8 protein-coding genes and 1 pseudogene are annotated in these 20,243 nt (G+C 67.6%); 4 read left to right on the top strand and 5 right to left on the bottom strand.

Annotated elements, in window-relative coordinates; translation table 11 throughout:
* The first annotated feature begins 91 nt into the window (after nucleotides 1–91).
* From eccCa to AC5Y47_RS00210, 4 genes and pseudogenes are all read left to right on the top strand, one after another.
* Nucleotides 92–4,135, top strand: a complete 4,044-nt coding sequence (eccCa, locus tag AC5Y47_RS00225; protein ID WP_499940904.1) for a type VII secretion protein EccCa — start codon at nucleotides 92–94, stop codon at nucleotides 4,133–4,135.
* The gene (eccD, locus tag AC5Y47_RS00220) at nucleotides 4,132–5,607 is read left to right on the top strand and encodes a type VII secretion integral membrane protein EccD (protein ID WP_499940902.1); all 1,476 of its coding nucleotides are present in this window, start codon (nucleotides 4,132–4,134) and stop codon (nucleotides 5,605–5,607) included. Before eccCa ends, eccD begins: the two co-directional genes overlap by 4 nt.
* On the top strand, nucleotides 5,607–7,013 hold the full coding sequence (gene mycP / locus AC5Y47_RS00215; RefSeq protein ID WP_499940901.1) for a type VII secretion-associated serine protease mycosin: 1,407 nt from the start codon (nucleotides 5,607–5,609) through the stop codon (nucleotides 7,011–7,013). The genes eccD and mycP overlap by 1 nt, the downstream gene beginning before the upstream one ends.
* A 1,073-nt stretch (nucleotides 7,014–8,086) precedes the next feature.
* Nucleotides 8,087–9,496 (top strand): annotated as a pseudogene (locus tag AC5Y47_RS00210) (MinD/ParA family ATP-binding protein); the annotation flags it as partial.
* 35 nt (nucleotides 9,497–9,531) lie between these two features.
* Here the strand turns inward: AC5Y47_RS00210 and AC5Y47_RS00205 are convergent.
* The 5 genes from AC5Y47_RS00205 to AC5Y47_RS00185 all read right to left on the bottom strand — a co-directional run bounded on the left by AC5Y47_RS00205 (nucleotide 9,532) and on the right by AC5Y47_RS00185 (nucleotide 20,243).
* Nucleotides 9,532–11,169 (bottom strand): hypothetical protein, encoded by a 1,638-nt coding sequence (locus tag AC5Y47_RS00205; protein ID WP_499940900.1) that lies wholly within the window; start codon nucleotides 11,167–11,169, stop codon nucleotides 9,532–9,534.
* A gap of 99 nt (nucleotides 11,170–11,268) precedes the next feature.
* Nucleotides 11,269–17,211 (bottom strand): DUF8616 domain-containing protein, encoded by a 5,943-nt coding sequence (locus tag AC5Y47_RS00200; protein ID WP_499941377.1) that lies wholly within the window; start codon nucleotides 17,209–17,211, stop codon nucleotides 11,269–11,271.
* A gap of 69 nt (nucleotides 17,212–17,280) precedes the next feature.
* A complete protein-coding gene (locus tag AC5Y47_RS00195) occupies nucleotides 17,281–17,562 on the bottom strand; it encodes a hypothetical protein (RefSeq protein ID WP_499940899.1) in 282 nt (93 codons plus the stop codon).
* An 81-nt stretch (nucleotides 17,563–17,643) separates the two neighbouring features.
* A complete protein-coding gene (locus tag AC5Y47_RS00190; protein ID WP_499940897.1) occupies nucleotides 17,644–18,690 on the bottom strand; it encodes a hypothetical protein in 1,047 nt (348 codons plus the stop codon).
* Nucleotides 18,691–18,725: 35 nt separating this feature from the next.
* Nucleotides 18,726–20,243, bottom strand: a complete 1,518-nt coding sequence (locus AC5Y47_RS00185; protein ID WP_499940896.1) for a hypothetical protein — start codon at nucleotides 20,241–20,243, stop codon at nucleotides 18,726–18,728.

Here is a 20,243-nt window from a genome sequence, read left to right as displayed (position 1 = left end):
GCTGTCGGCCTCCTGCGTGTTGTGGCATTTCGCTGGTGACAATACCCAGGGGCGCCTTGAGAATTTGTCACGAGTTTCGGGGAATGACTATTTGAGTACGCAGGGTTTCGTGCGCCGAACGCGGCTGTCGCCGCCGCGCATGCCGGGCGGTGAAGTGAATCTGCAGGCGCCGCCCGAGGTGCCGCGGGTGATCCCCGGCAACCTCCTGATGAAGTTGCTGCCGTTCGTGATGATCGTCGCGGTCGTCGGGATGATCGCGCTGATGGTGACCGTCGGAGGCCGGGATCTGGCCCGCAATCCGATGTTCCTGATCTTCCCGATGATGATGATCATGTCGATGGCCGGCATGTTCATGGGCGGCGGCGGTCGTAGCGGCAAAGCGGCCGCCGAACTCAACGAGGAGCGCAAGGACTACTTCAGCTACCTGGCCAACCTGCGCGACGACGCCGAGGAGACCGGCGAGGGGCAACGCACCGCGCTGGAGTGGAGCCATCCGGACCCGCGGGCGCTGGCCGATGTGGTGGGCAGCCGTCGGATGTGGGAGCGCCGAACCACCGACAACGACTGGTGCCATGTGCGGGTGGGCATCGGCACCCACCGGTTGGCCACCCGGTTGCTGGCGCCCGAGACCGGCCCGCCGGAGGACCTGGAGCCGGTGTCGACGGTGGCGTTGCGGCGGTTCGTCAAAACCCATTCCGTGGTGCACGCCCTGCCCACCGCGGTGTCGCTGCGGGCGTTTCCCGCCATCACCTTCGAGGGCGACCGGAAGTTGGCCCGCCAACTGGTGCGGTCGATGGTGCTGGAGTTGTGTGCGTTCCACGGTCCCGACCAGGTCCAGGTCGCGGTGGTGACCGCCAACCCCGACAGCGAGAACTGGAGCTGGGCCAAATGGTTGCCGCACGCCCAGCATGCCACCGCCCGCGACGGCATGGGACCGCTGCGCATGCTGTTTCCGAGTCTGGAGCTGCTGGAACGTTCGCTGGCCACCGACCTGGGCGAGCGGGGACGGTTCACCCGCAACGCCGAGCCGACCAAGGGTCTCAAACAACTGGTGGTCGTCATCGACGACGGCTACATCACCGGAACCGAGCGGCTGGTCACCGACGCCGGTCTGGACAGCGTGGTGTTGTTGGATCTCAACGCTTCTGCGGCGCCCGCCAACCGACGAGGGTTGGCGCTGGTGGTGGAGAGCGACTCCGACGGTGAGCACGTGGGTGCCCGCACCGCTGTCGGTGTCGAGCGCTTCGCCACACCCGACACCATCACCGTCGCCGAGGCTGAGGCGACCGCGCGCCGCATCGGCCGCTACCGGCTGGCCAGCGCCGCGCACATCGTCAACCTGGAAGCCGACGCGCGGGCCACCGATCCGGGACTGATGTCGCTGCTGAAAATCTCCGACGCCGCCGAGATCGTGCCCGAGCAGGTGTGGCGCCGACGCTCGCCGCGGGAACGGTTACGGGTCCCGATCGGCTACACACCCAACGGTCAGCCGCTCGAACTCGACATCAAAGAGTCCGCCGAATCGGGCATGGGCCCGCACGGATTGTGCATCGGGGCCACCGGCTCGGGGAAGTCGGAATTCCTGCGCACGCTGGTGTTGTCGATGATCACCTCGCACTCACCCGAGGTGCTGAACATGGTGTTGGTCGACTTCAAAGGTGGCGCAACGTTTCTCGGACTGGAGGGGGTGCCGCACATCGCGGCGATCATCACCAACCTCGAGGACGAGCTGGTCCTGGTCGACCGGATGCGCGACGCATTGGCCGGTGAGCTGAACCGCCGGCAGGAGCTGCTGCGCGCGGCCGGCAACTTCCCCAACGTCAACGAATACGAACGCGCCCGGGCCAACGGCGCCGAACTCGACCCACTGCCTGCGCTGTTCATCATCGTCGATGAGTTCTCCGAATTACTTTCGCAGAAACCCGATTTCGCTGAACTGTTCGTGATGATCGGCCGATTGGGCCGGTCGCTGCATGTGCACCTGCTGCTGGCGTCGCAGCGTCTCGAGGAAGGCAAGATCCGCGGGCTGGAGTCCCACCTGTCCTACCGCATCGGCTTGAAGACTTTCTCGGCCGGTGAGTCGCGCAGCGTGCTCGGTGTTCCAGACGCTTACCACCTGCCCAGCGTTCCCGGCTCGGCCTTCCTGAAATGCGATGCCTCCGAGCCGATCCGGTTCAACACCTGCTATGTGTCCGGAGAGTACGTGCGTCCCCGACGGACCGCGCAGAGCGGCAGAGGGCGCCAACTGGGGGCGCTGGCGCCCAAATTGTTCACCGCCACGCCGGTCAAGAAGGACGCCGTGTCGGTCGGTCCGGTGCCCGGACCGGACGCGGAGCCCGGTGCTTCGTCCGCTCCGATCTCCTCCCCGACCAAGACCACATTGCTCGATGTCGTGGTGTCGCGCCTTCGGGGACACGGCCGACCGGCCCACGAGGTGTGGTTGCCCCCGCTCGACGAGAGCCCGGCGGTGAATCTGCTACTGCCGAACGCGAATTGGCCGGCGCCGGAGAATCTCGACGGCAGGCTGTGGCTGCCGATGGGGGTGGTGGACCGGCCCTACGACCAGCGCCGCGACGTGCTGATGGTCGATTTGTCCGGAGCGCAGGGCAACGTGGCCGTGGTCGGTGGTCCCCAGTCGGGCAAGTCGACCACGCTGCGCACGCTGATCATGTCGGCGGCCGCGACCCACACCCCCGAGCAGGTGCAGTTCTTCTGCCTGGACTTCGGCGGCGGGACGTTGACCAGCCTGGTCAATCTGCCGCACGTGGGCGGGGTGGCGGGCCGGATGGACGCCGACGGTATCCGGCGCACCGTGGCCGAGGTCGCCGGGGTGCTGCGGGCCCGCGAAGTCCGGTTCCGGGATCTGGGCATCGAGTCGATGCGTGACTTCCGCGCCCGCAAGGCGCATCTGGCGACGCTGCCACCCGAGGTCGCCGCGCAGGATCCGTTGAGTCAGGACAAGTTCGGTGACCTGTTCTTGGTGATCGATGGCTGGGCGTCCATCCGCAGCGACTTCGAGATGCTCGAGCCGACTTTGAATTCCCTTGCCATTCAGGGGCTTTCGTATGGTGTGCATCTGGTCATCTCGGCGTCGCGCTGGATGGAGGTGCGTGCTGCGGTCAAGGACATGCTGGGTACCAGGGTCGAGCTGAAGCTGGGCGATTCATTGGACAGCGACGTGGGACGCAAATTCAACGAGCTGATCCCGGTCGGCCGGCCGGGCCGGGGCATCAGTCACGAGCGGCTGCAGATCCTGATCGCGCTACCTCGGCTGGATTCCAGTTCGGGGGTCGAGGATCTGCCCGAAGGTGTCGCGGCCTCGGTCAACGCGATGCGCGCGCACTACGGCAGGCGACAGGCGCCCCGGGTGCGCATGCTGCCGCACAACGTGGATCGTGACGCGGTGGTACGAGCGGCGGGATCGGCCCGGATGCTGAGTCGGGCACGCGTGGCCATCGGCATCAACGAATCCGAATTGCGGCCCGTGGTACTGGATTTCGATACCCAGCCGCATCTGGTCGTGTTCGGCGAGGCGGAATGCGGCAAGACCGGTCTGCTGCGCAACATCGCCACCGGGCTGATGGAGAACGCGACGGCCGATCAGTGCAAGATCATCCTGATCGACTACCGCCGCTCGATGTTGGGCGTGGTGGACAATGACTATCTGGGGGGATATGCCACGGCGTCACAGTCGTGCACCGAGTTGCTGACCGCGCTCGCCGCCAGTTTGCGAGATCGGTTGCCGCCCACCGACATCACCCAGCAGCAGCTCAAGGAACGATCGTGGTGGTCGGGACCGGACATCTTCGTGATGATCGACGACTACGACCTCGTGGCGACCGGATCGATGAGCAGCCCGCTGAGCCCGCTGGTCGAATTCCTGCCGCAGGCACGCGATATCGGCCTTCGAGTCGTCGTAGCGCGCCGCATCGGTGGCGCCGGGCGCGCCATGATGGACCAGTTCATCGGTCGGCTCAAAGACCTGTCGTGCAACGCGTTGGTGATGAGCGGCACCAAAGACGAAGGTTCACTGTTCGGCTACAAGCCCACCGAACTGCCACCGGGACGCGGGATGCTGGTCTCGCGGACCGTCGAAAGCGGCATCATCCAACTGGCCAGAATGCCCGAGCTGTGACCGGCGTCAGCGAACTCAGACAGTTCCGCGTGATATCGGCTGCACCCGAACACGTCCGGGTCTCGGTGTTCGGAGGACACACGCAACTGGATATCGCACTTCCGCTGGATGTCCCGCTGTCGGGCTTCGTCCCGGAACTGGCGCGCCTGGTCGATTCCCGGGACACCGAGCAGGACGGTGCAGGCACGGCCAAGGATGAGCGCCGGAACTTCTGGGTCCTCAGCCGACTCGACGGCGAATCGGTCCTGGCGCCGGACCGCACGCTGCGCGAGGCCGGCGTGACGAACGGCGAACTGCTGCGACTCAGCTCGCAGCGGGCCTTGTCGCCGCCCGTCCGCTACGACGACGTGGTGGACGCGGTCGGACGGCTGAACAAGTCGGCCCACGCGGCCTGGAGCGCGGCATCGGCGCGCTGGATGGCGTTCGCCGGAGTCCACCTCGCCGCCCTTGCCGTCACCTATTGCGTGGTCGGACGACCCGACGCGGCCAACCACTATGTGCTCGTGGCCCTGGCCGGGACGGTGGCGTTGACGCTGGTCGGCGGTGCGGCCCTGGCGCACCGCTCCTACGGACTCGACGATGTGGCCGCCGCACTCGGGTGGGCGGCGATCCCGATCACGGCCGGCATCGCGTTTGCGGTGTTGGGGCGGTTCGGCTCGTACGGGTTGGCCGGCGCCTGCGGCGCGGTGCTGGTGCTGTCCGTCGTCTATTACCGGGTGGTCGGAACGGGACGCTGGGCGTATCTGGCCAGTGCCCTGTTGTTCGGGCTGGTCGGTGCCGGCCTGATGGCCCGGGGCCTGCATGCGCGCGCCGAGGTCGTCTTTGTGACGGCGACGGTGGCGGCGGTGCTGGCCTGCCTGGTCGTGCAGCGGTTGACGGCGCGGTTGAGCAGATTTCCGACACCGCGGGTTGCCGTCGAAACCAGCCGGGAGGACTGGGATTTCAAGAATCCGTTCGAACCGTCGACACCGGTCGACGGTGGCGATTCGGAAACGACGATGCCGACGGCCGAAGCGGTGTGGACCAAGGCGAAGTCGGCGGCCATCACGCGCGCGGGGTTGCTGACCGGATTGGCCGGCGCCGCCGCCGTGTATGTGACGTTGTTGCTGCACGCTGCGCCGGTGGACTGGCCGGCGGTCGCGTTCGGGTTAGCCGCTGCGTTGGTGCTGGCCTTGCACGGCAGGACCTTCCGCACCTGGGTCGAACGCGCCGCGCTGGCGGTGCCGGCCGTCACGATCCTGGTGGTCACCGGCGAAACCGCGCAGCACGGGCCGCCGCCGATGCCGGTGGTCGCCCTCGGCGTGCTGCTGGCGGTGGCGATCGGTGCCGCGTTGGCCGGGTTGCGGGTGTCTGGTGACGGGTCGCCGTCTCGAACGACGACATTGCTCGCTTATCTGCAGTACCTGGCGGTTGCATCGCTGATCCCGCTGGCGCTGTGGGTGGTGGGCCTCTACCAGCGGCTGGGCTTCTGATGAAGCGCGTCGGCGCGGTGCTGGGCGCTTTGCTGGTGCTCTCGGCAATGAATCCCGCGGTTGCCCAGGCGATACAGCCGCCCGTGGTGCAACCGGGGCCGCCGCCTGACGGGCCGCTCGGGCCGCCCGAGACGACGGAACTCAAAGCGATCTGCGGTGTGCCGACCGGGGTCTTGCCGCAATCGGATTTCAGCCTCCAGCCCGGCGCCGAGGCGATGCTCGACTTCACCGCCGCGTGGCGGTTCTCACGTGGTGCGGGACAGACGGTCGCCGTGATCGACACCGGCGTCAACCGGCACCCGCGATTGCCGCTGCTGCAGGGGGGCGGCGACTACGTCTCGAACACCGACGGCCTGCAGGATTGCGACGCCCACGGAACGCTGGTGGCCGGGATCATCGCCGCCCAGCCCAGCCCCGCCGACGGCTTCGCGGGGGTGGCACCCGAGGCGACCATCCTCTCGATCCGGCAGAACAGCACCGTGTACGGCCCGAAAGAGGGCGGCTCAGCGCAGACCAACGATCCCAACGCCACGTCGCCGGGATACGGCAACACCCTGACTCTGGCGTACGCCGTCACCCGCGCGGTCAACCTGGGCGCCACCGTGATCAATCTATCCGAGGTGGCCTGCACCCCGGTCGGCGGCGGTCTCGACGACGCGGCGCTGGGGCGCGCGGTTCGGTATGCCTTCGAGCGCAACGTGGTGGTGGTGGCCGCGGCCGGCAACTTCAGCAATCAGGGACTCTGCAAGACCCAGAACGCGATGCCTGACCCGAACATGCCGCTGCGCAGCGGTTGGGATTCGGTGCGGACCATCGCCAGCCCGGCATGGTTCAGCGACTACGTGTTGACCGTCGGGGCGTTGACGACGTCGGGTGAACCCGCCGATTTCAGCCTGCGCGGGCCGTGGGTGGGCGTCGCGGCGCCGGGCGAAAGGATCGAGTCGCTGGACTCCAACGGGCCCGGACTGATCAACGCGGTCTTGGGCCAGCAGGGTCTGTCGCCGATCAACGGCACGAGTTTCGCCGCGCCGTTCGTCTCCGGGGTGGCGGCCCTGATCCGGTCCCGCTACCCCGAACTGAGCGCCGCTCAGGTGATCGATCTGATCAAACGCACCGCGCATACGCCCGGCGCGGGTCCCAACGAAGCCACCGGCTACGGGGTGATCGACCCGGTCGCGGCGCTGACCTACCGTCTTCCCGCGTCCGGCCAACTGCCCAATCCCGAACGGGCGACACCCATCGCCGGTCGGCCACCGCGCGACCCGGGCAGTCACCGCGCCCAGATCATCGTGCTGTCGGTCACCGCAGGCGCGGTGGCGTTGGCCGGGGTGGCGTGCGCGCTGGCAGTGGCCCGCCGACGTCGCGAAGCACGGACGGATCCCGAACCGGTCGACGCGGTGCATTAGGCATGTCATCGGCCGGCATCGCGGTTCGTGCGTCGCGCGGATGTCTGGCAGCGTCCAACTGAGAATTAACCGTTTGACGCTACGTACGATTGACTACGGCGTGTCGCGTATTCACCAAATGGAAAGGGGGGACGACAGTGGCTGACCGAACGCCGAAGCAGAAGCCGGCGGCCGAAGAGCGTGGGTCACTGGCGCAGCCTCCCTGGCTGACCGGTGAAACGACGCAGCAGCGGCGTGTTCCCCCCGGCCGTGGCAAACAGGACGACGACGGCGAGCAGTCCACCAGGTCCCGCACGCGGCGCAAACCCAAGGAACCTGTTCGCGAACAGGAACCGGACCCGGTTTCACGTACCGAACCGCATGCCGCGCCGCCGCCAGACCCCGAAGACGTTGTACCGCCGCGGCCCGCGCGGGTCTCGGTCCGACGGAACCGTTTCGGCGCCGAGGAGGATTCCGGCTTACCCACGCCGCCGGTCGCGGACGACGCCGACGTGGCGGCGCCCCAGTCAGGTGCGTCGGGTCGGCATTCTGTGGAAGCGCGGATAGCCGATCCACCCGACTCCCCGGCCTTCCAAGCGTCCAATCTCCCGGCCGCGTCCGAGCTTTCGAGGCACGCGGCGCCCGGCCCCGCGTCGCCGAGACCCGAGTCTGAGCCGGAAAATCCGGCGGAAGCTGAACCTTCCGTTGATGTTTCGACTCAGACAGTTTTTGCGCGCGAGGCAGCCCCCGAATCGCTGGTTGAACCCGAGCCACCTGGTTCGAGTCCGGAGTCTTCGGCGCCCGACCGGCCGACAGCTGACGAGGCCACAGCGGGCGAACTCGACGAGATCGAATCGAGGGCGGCGGCGCTCCTCGAACAGATGCAGGCCAAGCGGGCACAGGTAGCGCAGACGGCGCGAGACCCCGAGATCGAAGAGGCAGTCGACCCGCAGCCGGACGTCGTTGTCGAAGATTGGCTGTCGACCGACGTCGAGGTAACCGAAGTTGCGGCGCCTCAAGATGATTGGCTCACCGAAGTCCATGAGCCGTCCGCAGTGGACCACGTGCAGGCCGCCGGCCACGGCGCGACCGTCGCGGAGCCCAAGGAGTGGCGATGGAACGACCTGCTGGATGATGTGGCCACGTCGGCGGAGCCGGTCGGTCAGCATCAACTTGCCGAGCCGACCGCTCAGACCGGACCGGAGTCGGACCACGCACAAGAATCGTCGCCGGAGCTTCGTGGCCCGACGGTGCCACCGCGACAGGTGGCGGGTCCGGGCACGCTGCCGGGGACCGAAGACACCCATGGGGCTCCCCAGCAACCGCCGCCCGCCTCCCCGACCCAGCTCGGACCGGCCGGTCCGCGGGTGCGGCGCGGTGGCGCACCGCCGTTCCCCCCGCCGCCACCACCCCCGCCGGGGCCGTTCCCGCCTCCGCCGTGGTGGCCCGGACCGCCGCCCGGGCGGCGCGTACCCCGCACGCAGCAGTCACCGGCCAACCGACCGCCGCGTCCCGGAGCGCCGCCGGCCCCACTGGGCCCGCCTCCGAACTATCAGCCGTTCCAGGTGCCGCCGCCCATCGACGAGGCCGAGGTGGCCAACCTGGACCGGTTCGCGCCGCCGTCGGGCTGGCGGCGTGCGGTGCACAAGGCGACCGCGGGACATCTCAACCCCGGAGCGTCCCGCAAGGAGCGTCGGCACGAGCATCTGCTGGCCGAGATCCGGCAGCCGATCGTCGGTGACTTCCGCATTGCGGTGTTGTCGATCAAGGGCGGAGTGGGTAAGACCACCACCACATTTGGGTTGGGTTCGGCCTTGGCGACGGTGCGACATGACCGGGTTATCGCCGTGGACGCCAATCCCGACCGCGGCACGCTGGGCGAACGAGTCGGCGACGTCTCGACCCGCTCGACCGTGCGCGACCTGCTCGCGGATCCTGACATCAACCGCTACGCCGACGTCCGAAACCACACCTTGATGGCCACCAGTCGACTGGAAGTGCTTGCCAGCGAACAGGATCCGGCTGTTTCGGAGATCTTCGGCGCGGACGACTATCGGCGTACCGTCGACATCCTTCGGCATTTCTACAACATCATCCTGACCGACTGCGGAACCGGCATCATGCATTCGGCGATGTCGGCGGTGTTGGACTTGGCGCACACTATCGTGCTGGTCAGCTCACCGGCCATCGACGCCGCGCGCAGCGCCTCGGCCACGTTGGATTGGCTGATGCAGCACGGACATTCGGGCCTGGTTCGGGAAGCCCACGTGGTGCTCAGTGCTTCTCGGCCCGGATCGGCGGCACTCAAGCTGGACAAGGTGTACGAGCATTTTCAAACGCGCTGCCGCTCAATTCATTTGATACCGTTCGACCCGCACCTGGCCGAGGGTGCCGACGTCGACTTCGACCGGCTGCGCCCTGCGACCAGGCAGGCGTACCTGGAACTGGCCGGGTCGGTGTCGGAGAACTTCGGACGGTTGCGCGGCGCCCGCGAAAAGGTTTAAGCACCAGCCCCTTTGAGGACACTCATCCGGCAGGCCTAGTCGAAGATGTCGGTCCCGGTGTCGTGTGCGGGTGGTGGGTCGACGGCGGGGTGGCGTTGGCGGAATTGTGCGGAAAGCTGACTGCTGACTTGTGCGGTGGGTGCGGTGGCGGGTGCGGTGAGGATGTGGTTGTCGTCGGCGACGTAGTAGTGGGTGTCGACGGGTTGGGTTGTGGTCATTTGCCAGCCGTCGCGCAACCGCGTGGGGCGAAGATCTGCGGCGGGGTAGGACGGGTCGTGGACGCTCAGATAGTCACCGACGATGGTTAGTGCCTGTGCGGGGGGCAGATAGGGGCTCTCAGCCGGGGACGGGAAGTAGAAGATCTCGTCGGCGGTGGGGACGGCGTAGCCGGCGCCGGTGAGGTCGCGCACCGGCTTCAGCGAGCCGTCCACCAGGTGGTAGGGCACGACGGCCATGGTCAGCCGGGCGGCTTCGAGGATGTCGATGGTCGCCCAGATATCGCCGGGGCCGAGTATTTCAACGTTGGGGAAATGCCCCAGCTCGTCGCGTGTCGGAGCGGGCGGTTCGGGCGCCTCGGCATTTTGCCGGCGACCGCCGTCGAGGCTCAGTCGTAGCGTTGGTCCGTCGATCCGCCGGATTGAGTACGGGTTGCCTTTGTAAGAGCACGCGGTGATTACCTTGTAGAACGCATCCACTTCCGATTCCGGTATCGCCTTGTAGGCAGTGGACTGTACGAAGGAGCGGCTCGAATCCTTGGGCTCGAATCCGGGTGGGATCGATTGTCCCGGGGAGACGATCAATTTGACCCGCGAGGCATTGATATCGCAGCGGAATATTCGCCCCTGGTAGTTGCAGTACAGATCGCGGGGCAGCAACTGTGTGCCGTCCAGACGTAGCGGGTGCTGTGGTGTGGGGGCAGCAGGGCTGCCGAATACTTCGTCGGTGACGGCGCTGACTTGCGCGGCCGTGACCTGGCGAGGTGCGAAGTCCTGTTCCCGCAGATAGTCGAGGAACTGTGTTCCCGGACTGAGGTGGTAGTGGCGCACGAAGTAGGTGACGGCGTCGTCCCAGCGCCAAATCCCGTCGGTGCGTTGGGTCAGGGGCACCTGTGCTGCGGTGTTGTCCGACCACGGATCAGGAATCCGGGCGGTGGTGCGGGCCACCACCGCTCCGGCGTCGAGGTAGTCGGCGACGCGCAGCGCGTCCTGTGCGGACAGCCGGGGTCGCGACTCGTCGGGGGCGATGCCGGAGGGGCTGCCCGGTTCGGGCCGCCATACCGACAGTGCGCGGGTTCCTTCACGAGGGCGTAGTCCCGCTGCCTTCCTGCCGGCCGGAGTGAGGTTCAACCACGTCTGATATTCCCAGGCGTCCGGGTCCGCCCATTGGCCGACGATCCGGTCGGCCAGCTGCTGCATCACCGAGTCCAGCCCGCCCGGCCATACCAGGAACCCAGAGTCGTCTGGTCCCGGGATATCACCGAGTTCTACCAGGCCGTCTTCAAGTAACGAGCGGATAGTGGTCAGCATCAGTTGCTGCCGCTCGGCCGGTGCGGCCGGGAGCCCGCGGCGGTCGAGTTGGCCACGCACGTCCGCCATCGATACCCAGTCCGCCTGGCCGAGTGCCAGGATGTCGCCGCGTAGCAGGGCTTGTGGCGTCGCCGCCGGTTCGGTCATTGCTTCGTGCTCCCATCGTGCTCGCCTGCCACCATTTCAGTGCTCGCAGACTTCGCGCCGGTTTCCCCGACGATCCTCAGCGACCTGCTGCGACGCAAGTCAACCGCCACGGCCCTCGATCTCCTGCCACTGTGTTTGCCGCCCCGCAGGTCCGGTTGCGGTCGACGGCGCACAATCGGCGGGCTCGGCGTCGCCCCGTGCCGTTTTCGGCCCAGGAACGTTCGGCTCGGCGCCCAACTCGCGATTGATATGCACCTTCCAATGTTCGGTGCCGGTGGGGCCGTGCAGATCAATGTCGAGCGCCGGCTTGCCCGTCGAGCCCGCCGCGCGGCGTTCGCCGACTTTGCTGCCGTCGGGGAGTTCAGTCCACGTGCCCTTGGCTGGGTCTCCATAACGGTTGCGGCCCTCGGTACCGCCCTGAGTCATCCACGTCACGAGTTGCTCCAGGCCATCGAGGGAGCGCACCAGGCGGATACCCTCTCGCGATCCCTCGGGCAGTTGGTCGAGTACGCCCCGGATGTCGGTGGCGCTCGGTCCGGACATCGCTGGAGCTGGTGGGACGGGAGGGGTTTCCGGGGACTCCTCGGGCTGATGATCTCCGTCGACGGTCTGTGCCGCCTGATTGCTCTTGTCGGACTGGGTGTCCCGAGGATGGTGAGGGGGTGAACCTTCGCTCTCCCCTTGGCGGCTGGATTCGTGATGGCGTGTGAGACCGTGTTCGACGCCGACATCTCCACGCAGTCGGCGGGGTAGGTCCGCGTTGCGGTCGCCCAGCGGATGGTCGGTGACCGACCCGTCGGGTACAAATCGGTTCCACTGACCGTCGGGCGGAATGCGCGGTGTCAGTTCGCCATTCGGGCCGCGTTCGAAACCGGTCAGCACCGGTTCCCGCCCATCGGGGAACGTCCACACCGGGCGGTCGGGAGCCGTTACGGGCACACCAAGTTCACGGGCCAGGTCAGCGGCGAAGGGGTGCGTGCCAGCACCGGTGTCGCACGACAGCAGCCGGATCGGTGTCTGCCCGTCCCAGCCGGTTTCGGTCCGCACTACGTCGGCGAATTGGCGCGCCGACATCCGATGCTCGACACCAGCGCCGTCCCGGACCGCTACTGCGTGTGCATCCCCGTGCACGTCGATGGTGAATTCGCCGGCAATAGCGGGCACGTCCCCGGCGGCCGAGCGCATGGTGGCATCTGTTGGGTCGAAGAAGGCCACGCCGGCCTCGGTACGTAACACCGAATCTTCGAACATCCGGGCTGCGACCGCAGGATCCCTGCCGGGCTCGATCGGCGGGCCGGTAGCAGGCGGATCACCGTCGGACTCGCCGCCACGGTGCACCGGCCCAACAGATCCGTCCGGCGGGTCCGGATGCGTGCCATGTTGCGGGGAATCCGGGAACACCCACTCGCCGCCCCTATGCGGAGGCCAGCCGTCCACACCATGGTCACCGAGTTCTTTGGCCGACACCCAAGTCGGTTCGCCCCCGAATTCCTGGAGCCGCGCAACTGTGTGCTTTGACCCGTCCGGGTCGATCCGGATCAATTCCGCTCCGGGCTGCCATTTCCCGTCGATCAGTTGGTATTCGGGGTTGAGACCATGTCCGAAACCTGTATAGCCAGTGCCGGTGTGCGGGGGATCGCCGCCACGAAGATCCTTAGTGTGCGGATCAACGATGCCGAGGTGCGTCGTGATCCGTCCGTTCGGCACAAAAAACTCACCATCCTTGTTGACGCGCCCCTCGATCACGTAAGCGTGATCGGTAGTGGTGAACACCTCGTACGGCGACCACTCTCCGTAGTCCAGCCGCAGCCCGCGCAACAGATCCGACGGCGTGCGCAACCCGGCGGTATCCGACGCCACCGACACACAACCACCGGCATCATCGGCCTTGTACGGCCCGCCGCCGCCATACTCCGAACCCGGATTCGCGACCTGGTCCAGAATCGATTTCACCGCCGATTCGCCGATCACCTTCTGGATCACGTCCGAGGGCCCCGGATGGGGATGGGCCATCCGCGCCTCGTACATCATTTGCAGATGTTCGGTGCTGAACGTGGCGACCAGTTCGTCGCGGCCCACCACCGCCGCACGTTCCTGCATCGCCATGAAGTCATCGAGGCTGACTCCGTAACGCTCCAGCACCGGCATGACCGCATCGACCGGGTCCGGTCGCGCGGGGAGTACATCGGGGGGTGCGGCCTCCCCATCAAGGCGCGGATCGAGGTCCGGGAAGACACCGTCGTGGTCGGGAAGTCGTTGCCCGATCGCGTCAGCAGACTCGATGCGGAAGTTCGGCTCCGCGTGCGGTGTGCGCTCGAAGGGGTGCGTCGGCGTTCCGTCCGGATTGAACGTGACGATCTTGCGTCCGGCCACGCTTGCGTCCTCGGGCAGGTGCGGCACGACGGTCACGGCACCGTTGTCGAATACCCGCACCCCGTCGGGATGGGGCTCGACGATGGTCAGGTGCGCACCGGGGTGCCCGGGGGGCAGGGCGGCAAGGTCGTAATAGTCGACGACCCACACCGACTTTCTCTGCCGCAGAGCGTCATTGATGTCTGCGGTGGTCGCGTCGCGGAGCAAGCCGCCGAGCGCTCTTTCCAATTCCGCCGACGGCACACCCCGTCCGTTGTGGTCGCCGATCTCGCCGATCCGGGCGTCCGGGTGGTGTTGGGAGAACCACTCGGCACCCTGGCGCACGCATTCGCCGGGACCCGGGTACCCGGTCGCCGGTTCAGCAGGCCGTGACGCCGCCGGATCGCCGGTGAACCGGTGCTGCGGGTCGTGGGGCGCTTCCAGGGTGAGCTTGTCGGCGTTGTTGGTGACGATCTTGCCGAGGTTGTCCAGTGACTCGCTGACCCGGACGTGGGGATCTTCGCGCAAGGACACGGGTCTGCCGTCCGGGCCGATTACCTCGGAGGCGAACATGTTGGTGTGCGAGCTGATGGCGCCCGGCAGCTCGGGTGCCTGGAATTCCGCCCGTACCCGCACCCCTCCCCAGAGCGGGTCGGCAGGATCGATGCCCAACCCGAACCGGCCGAGGATCTGTCCCGCCGCCGGATTCGCGAAACTGTTGAGCGCCAAGCTGATCCGGTCCAATGCCCGGCCGGCCCCCTCGAACACCGGGCCGAGCACCGGAATCCGGCCGAACTGGTGCAGCGGGCCGCCGTGGATCGGTAGGTCCGCGATCCTGCCGTATATCGGATAGCCGCGCTGCGGTGAGCTGCCGAATTTCGTGACGATGTCGCGGCTGGAGGATGCGACATAGACCCGCTCTCCGATGCCGAAGTCACGCGCATGCGCCAGTGGCCCGGCGCCCGGCGATCCGGCCAGGGTCACCGAGTGGACGTAATCGCCCAGCCGACCGCCCGTGCCGGCGAACGCTGTGGTCGTCGATCCGTAGGAGTGCCCGATCAGATGGATAGTGGGATTGCTGCCGAAGGAAGCGTGCAACGCGGCGACATCGTGAGCGAGCCGGTGCCCACCGGCTTCGGCGAAGGACGGAGTGATGGTCTGCCCGAGGATGCGCATCCCGGAGGGGGCGTCGTAACCCAGATAGGCCACCGTCAGCCGGGGCGCGTCCGGTTTGAGCTCCGTCGCCCGGATGTGCAGGTTCTCGGCGTCTTTCACGATGCCGTCGAAGGTCAGGGCTGTGCTCCGGATCCCGGGTGTGTAGACCGCGATGTCGCTGGGCGCGCGCAAGTCGCCGATGGCCATGACGACCTCGCCGTCGCCGCCGAACTCGCGCGGGTTGAACCGCAACAGGTGCCTCGGCCCGGCGCCCGGTTCCGGGTCGTACCGTTCGTGCCAGATGCGGTCCACCGCCCGCGTTTCGGCGTCCACCCGAAGGGCGCGCACAGCCTCAGCTGGCATTGCGCGCCGGCTGGTATCCGGCAGGTTCTCGAAGTCCTGCAATCTCGGCCGCGGGTGGTTCTCGGGATCGCGCAGATGCGCATCCATCTTCTGGGCCCAGTCGCGAATCGTCTCCGGACGGCATTCCGGATGTTGCTGCGCAAAGCGCTCCAGCAGGTTGTGCTCGACCAACTTCGCATGCACGTCCGGCGGCAGGCCGCCCTTGAGGTCACCGAGTTCGCTGTGACGGCCCGGCTGCATCTCGTGAGCGACGATCGCCTCGCGCATCGCCGGGTCGAGGTCATTCCAGCGTTGCAGCCGTTGAGCATTCTGTTCATGGATGGCCTGCGTCCAAGCTTTGCTGTTCTTCTCCAGCGGGGCCAACGCGTCGGCGGAGTCGCCTTTGAGGTACTCGATCGTGCGCGCGACGTCCTCGGGGCGCGACGAGTTCCAGGACGAAACCTCTTGTGGGACAGGATGATCGGCGTCAAGCCAGCTACCGGACTCGGGCGCGCCGGCCTTGTCCAGCCGCTCGGGCCCGGGCCGGGACGGATCCGCCGGTGCACCGATGCGGGGGTCGTCGACCGGTCGCGCGCCCGGGCGTTCACCACCGACCCCGTCTCCGGCCGACGACTGCTGGGGTGCGCGGGTCTCGGGTGGAGCGGCCGAATCGTGGTGGGCCGGCCGCAGCGAGTCGCCGGCTCCGCGGGTCACCGCTGGGTCTGCCGACCGCGGGGCGCCGGCCTCGCCGGGGGAGCGAGCCGTACTCGGGTCCGCGGTGGGCACGGTGGCGCGGGACTCGGCGACGTGGGCCACGGGAAGGCCGTTGTGCCCACTCGCCGAGGCGCCTACCGAGGTTGGGTTCGAAGACAAGGAGGCGCCGCGCGGTGACGCCGGCTCAGACCGGGGACCGGCTGCGGAAGGCTCTGCCGCGCGAGTGTCGGGTGCCGGCGGTCGCGTCCCTGTCGCGTCGGTGCCGCCGTGCGGCTGCACTGCGGGTGCGGGATCAGCTGGCACCGCGGGATGGCTGGTCGGGTCCGATCGCGGCGGCGCGCCGTCAAAGTTCGTACGGACACCCGGGTCGATACCGCGGTCGGCGACCGGATCCGCGCGCACCGACATCTGTGCGGGTGCGGGCTGCGAGTCGTGCCCCGGAAGTGACTGCAGGCCTTGCCGGTCGAGGGCCGGCGCGGCGATATCGTGCAGCGGCGCCGCGCCGATGCGGTCGCGGACGAACGAGTCGATCCTTGCTCCCGCTGAACGCATGGCCGGGTCCAGCGCGCTGAAGGCGGCACTGGACTGCAAAACGTGGGAGAGGTCGACTTTCCCCTGTTCGAAATATTGCGCGGCCGCCATCCCACTCGCGTTTGCGGCAAATCCTTCCACGGCATACCCCGCGCCGGTGAGCACGCGCGAGCCGACCGGCCCGACGGCGGCACCCATCGGAGCCGCGATGCGCCCCAGCGCGCCATGCGTCATCCGAGCGACCGGCGCCCCGACGCCACCCATAATTGCTCCCGACAAAGTCGACCTGCCCAGCTGATTCAGATCGAATCCCTGCCGATTACCGGCCGCGATCTCCAACCCCTGTGCCGTGGCGTCGTAGGTGGCCATACTCCCGGCGCCGACCACGGCGCCCTCTCCGACCACCAGGCCCGTCCTGACCGTTGCGTTGACAACGGCCTGCGTCAGCGGTTTCGTGGCCAGTTTGGTCAATACCGTGGCTGCTGCTCTCGCCACGATTTTGCCGACGGCCGTTCGGATCGCGAGCCAGATCGCTGCCCGGGCGACCCCGGCCGCGGCGGCGCTGACGGCCGGAGTCAGGAAGAACGAGATCACCACCGAGGCGGCCAACGCGGTCAGCGCGATGACAAAAGCCTCTTTGGCCGTCTTGATTTCGTCCGCGACGTGACGCAACCGACCTTCCATGTCTTTGAAGTTGGCGATCAGCGCGTCCATCCCACCCGGGATATGGTTGAGGTGCGCAGTCAGGTAGTCGTGGAATTCACCCGAACCGAAGCCTTCGAGCGCCTTGTTGCGGGCACCGTCGATGTCCGGACTGAGCTGCCGCAGTCTCTGGGCCAGCTGGCTCCACTGCTCGGCTTGGGCGCGGCAGGCGTCTTCGTCACCGCCGGGCCACTCCACGCCGACAATTTGTTCCAGCAGCCAGCGCAGTGCCGAAGGACATTCCATCCCCATGGTTCAGACGCCCCGCGCCGGCCACGCATGAAAGCGCGTCACAACGTTCGACCTAGACCCTCATCAGGTCAGGTTGCGGCTTTGCTCGCTGATGACGTTGGCCGCTTGGGTCAAGACCGGTTCGACGGACCCCACTGTCGTCTGGTAATCACTCGCCTGCTGTTGGACTTCTCGGCGGTCGGGCTCGAAATGTTGGTTGAATGCGTCACCGATTTCGCCGCCACCCCACGGCCTGTCGGTGATCTGCGCCGCCGCATCGGCCACCGACCTCAATGTTTCGGCCGCCTCCTGCCAGCCTCTGGCCGCTGCACGCGCCGCCGGCTCGTGGAAATCGAATGTGCTCACCACAGCCCCCTCGACAGTTCACATTCCTGAATCGTCATCGTAAGGCACCGTCCCGGCAATAAATCGCACGGAATTCGGCCGTCAGACGCGTGGGTAATAGCCGCTGTAGATGCGCAGTTCGAAATTGCCGACGCTTCCGGGATCGGTGATCGTGGCCATCAAGCCATCCCGGACATGGACGTCGACGCGAGCCCGTCCTGGCTGCTCGCCCTTGGTCACCGTGACCAAGCCGACGTAAGGCCGGGCGCGTTGCCAGAGCTGCTCCTCGCCAGCGTCCAACGTCACCGGCGCTGTCATTTCGTAACCCTCGTAGCCGGCGTCGCCAGACCGGCCTTCGCCCGGCTGCCAGTCGCCGTCGGTCGCCGGACCGACCGTGAAACCGAGAAACGCGCCCCAGTTCTGTACCTCGGCGAGCGTTCGCCGCGCGGCTGCGGGAACCGCGTCACGCGGTATGCGGCGCCGGCCGGGCTCCTCGTCGTACACGATCGGCCCGCGCTCGTCGGCCGGATCCAGCGGCCAGTGCCGGGACCCGACGGTGCCGGGCCAGTCGTGGCCGGCCTCGAGGTAGCGCCGGAAATAAGTGGCGCTGGTGACCACGATTTTGGCCGTGTTCGACGCGTGCGGCCGTTCCGGCACCTGCAGCGAAATCCGTGAGCCGTACGGCCCGGCCAGATAACGGGGCCGCCAGGCCGGATGCAACTCCGGAACCGGATACGGGGCGTTCACCTTCGGCAGGATCCGTTCGGCAAGCAGCCAGGAATCCACCGCGTCGCGCGGAACCGCCACCGCACTGCTCAGATACACGCCGTTGGAGTCGGTCGCGCTGATGAACAGGCGTTTGCGCCCGCCCCACGGCATCACTCCCGGCTCCTGGGCAAGCCAGGAATGGACCGGTCGGATGCCCTCGTCGGCCAGCGCCGCAACGATCTCCCGGATGAACAACACCCCGAACGCGCTGACCGCGTTGGCCTGCTGCCAGGTCAACCACCGCCGGCTGGACACCGAGCCGTCGGCGCAGCCGGGCAGATCGACCACCGGCACCGGCTCTTCGTGGGCATGCCCGAAACCCGACCGCAACTGCGCCCACGACCATTCGGCGAACCCGTATTCATTCCAGGGCTTCGGCACCCGCTGAGCTTACGGCGGACGGGCCAACGGATATTTCAGCGCTGGCCGCGGACCCGGCTCGCGAAACGGGACGCGAAGTCGAAGAACATCTTCTCCGGGTCGTGCATCGTCGTCGGCTCGACCACCGCGTCGTCCGCGACCAGGAAGATCGTCGCATCGATCTGGATCTCACCGGGCGCCACCGGCACATACAGGTCCCAACCGCCGTCGATGCGGACAGCGCGCAGCTGGTCGACCGGGTAGCCGCGCGTGGTGAAGCCGTGGTCACGGCAGTAGTCGCGCACCAGCGCGGTGGCGGTGGCCTGATCGATCGGCGGGAACGACGGAAGCAGCACATCGGCCGCGTCGAGCTGGGCCAGCGCCTCAGCCATGTCGAAACCCGGCGGCACTTGGTGGGCGAACAGTTCGCCGAGATGCCGCTCCGTGCAGATCCCGGCCTCGCCGGCACGCACCAACCGCGCGGGCGCCTGCGCGGTTGCCTCAGTGAACTGCACGCCGATGCGTCCCAACACCCGAGTGATCAGACTCGCGGTGCTGTTCACCGACCAGACTCCGGGGACTCCGCGCACGATCTCTTCGGTCGCTGTCCACGGCGGTTCAACCCCGGCCAGCGCGGCGGCCTCGGGAAGCTCGGCCCGATGCCAGTGCCCCGCGTGCCACCAATAGCAGAACGACAGCATCCCCGATGCCGCTCGCGGATCCAGATAGAGGTTGTGCAGCCAGGTCGGGGCACCTCGGTACAGGTCCGGCCAGGTGATCGCGCCCTGATAGGCCGCCGAGAGCAGCCGGGAGTCGTTGCGCCCGCCGGACAGCACCGCCCGATCGCCCGGCAGACGAGCCAGGATGCAGCCGCCGGCGTCGCCGGTGTGGGCTTGGAACGAGGGGTCGGTGCGCGGGCCGACCGTCGCTCCCGAACCGCGACAGATCGCGGCCAGGACCGCGATCCGCGCCCACAACAACGGCAGCGGCGGGATCTCGTCGTCGGCCAGAGCGACGTCGCCGAAGCCGACAGTCGCGCTGTTGCGAGCCTCGGCGGCGCTGCGCATCTGCTGACCCTCGTTACCGATATGCGCCAGCAACCACAGCGGCAGGTCGGCTCGCGGATATTGCTGAAGATCCCGCGAATACGCGTCGCTGGAAAGTAGCTGATCGGGTGGTAATTGGTTGTCCCCGTAGTCGAAACCGATCCGCAGCGTGCCGGTGTTGTCACATTCGAACAACAACCGCAGCCAGGGACCTGCCGACCCGGCGGTGACCGCGCGGTGCACCCGGATCGGTTCCAGCGCACTGGCGGCGACCGGGATCCTGACATTGCCGTCTGGTGTTTCGGCCAGCACCTGTGCGATCTCTTCGCCGCCGGCCATGCTGAACGCGCCGTGCAACATCGTCCAGCCCGCCGGCGCCAATCCCGCCAGCGCTTGTACGGTCCGCTCCACCAACACTTTTGGGTCTTGGTCGGTAGCGGGCTGCTCGTCGACGACCACGGGGATGCCGGAGTCGGCAAGTGCGTCCGCGGCGTACCTCAACGGGTCGGTGTCCCTAGGATCGGTCAT

Source organism: Mycobacterium sp. NGS22, from assembly GCF_059813095.1.
Note: the sequence above shows the minus strand (reverse complement) of the source record. Positions and strands in the feature narration are given on the sequence as shown.

What these genes read in the sequence shown, in the direction of transcription:
- mycP (WP_499940901.1), top strand. Translation starts at nt 5,607, where the DNA reads ATGAAGCGCGTCGGCGCGGTGCTGGGCGCTTTGCTGGTGCTCTCGGCA.
- AC5Y47_RS00205 (WP_499940900.1), bottom strand. Translation starts at nt 11,169, where the DNA reads ATGACCGAACCGGCGGCGACGCCACAAGCCCTGCTACGCGGCGACATC.
- AC5Y47_RS00200 (WP_499941377.1), bottom strand. Translation starts at nt 17,211, where the DNA reads ATGGAATGTCCTTCGGCACTGCGCTGGCTGCTGGAACAAATTGTCGGC.
- AC5Y47_RS00185 (WP_499940896.1), bottom strand. Translation starts at nt 20,243, where the DNA reads ATGACCGATCCTAGGGACACCGACCCGTTGAGGTACGCCGCGGACGCA.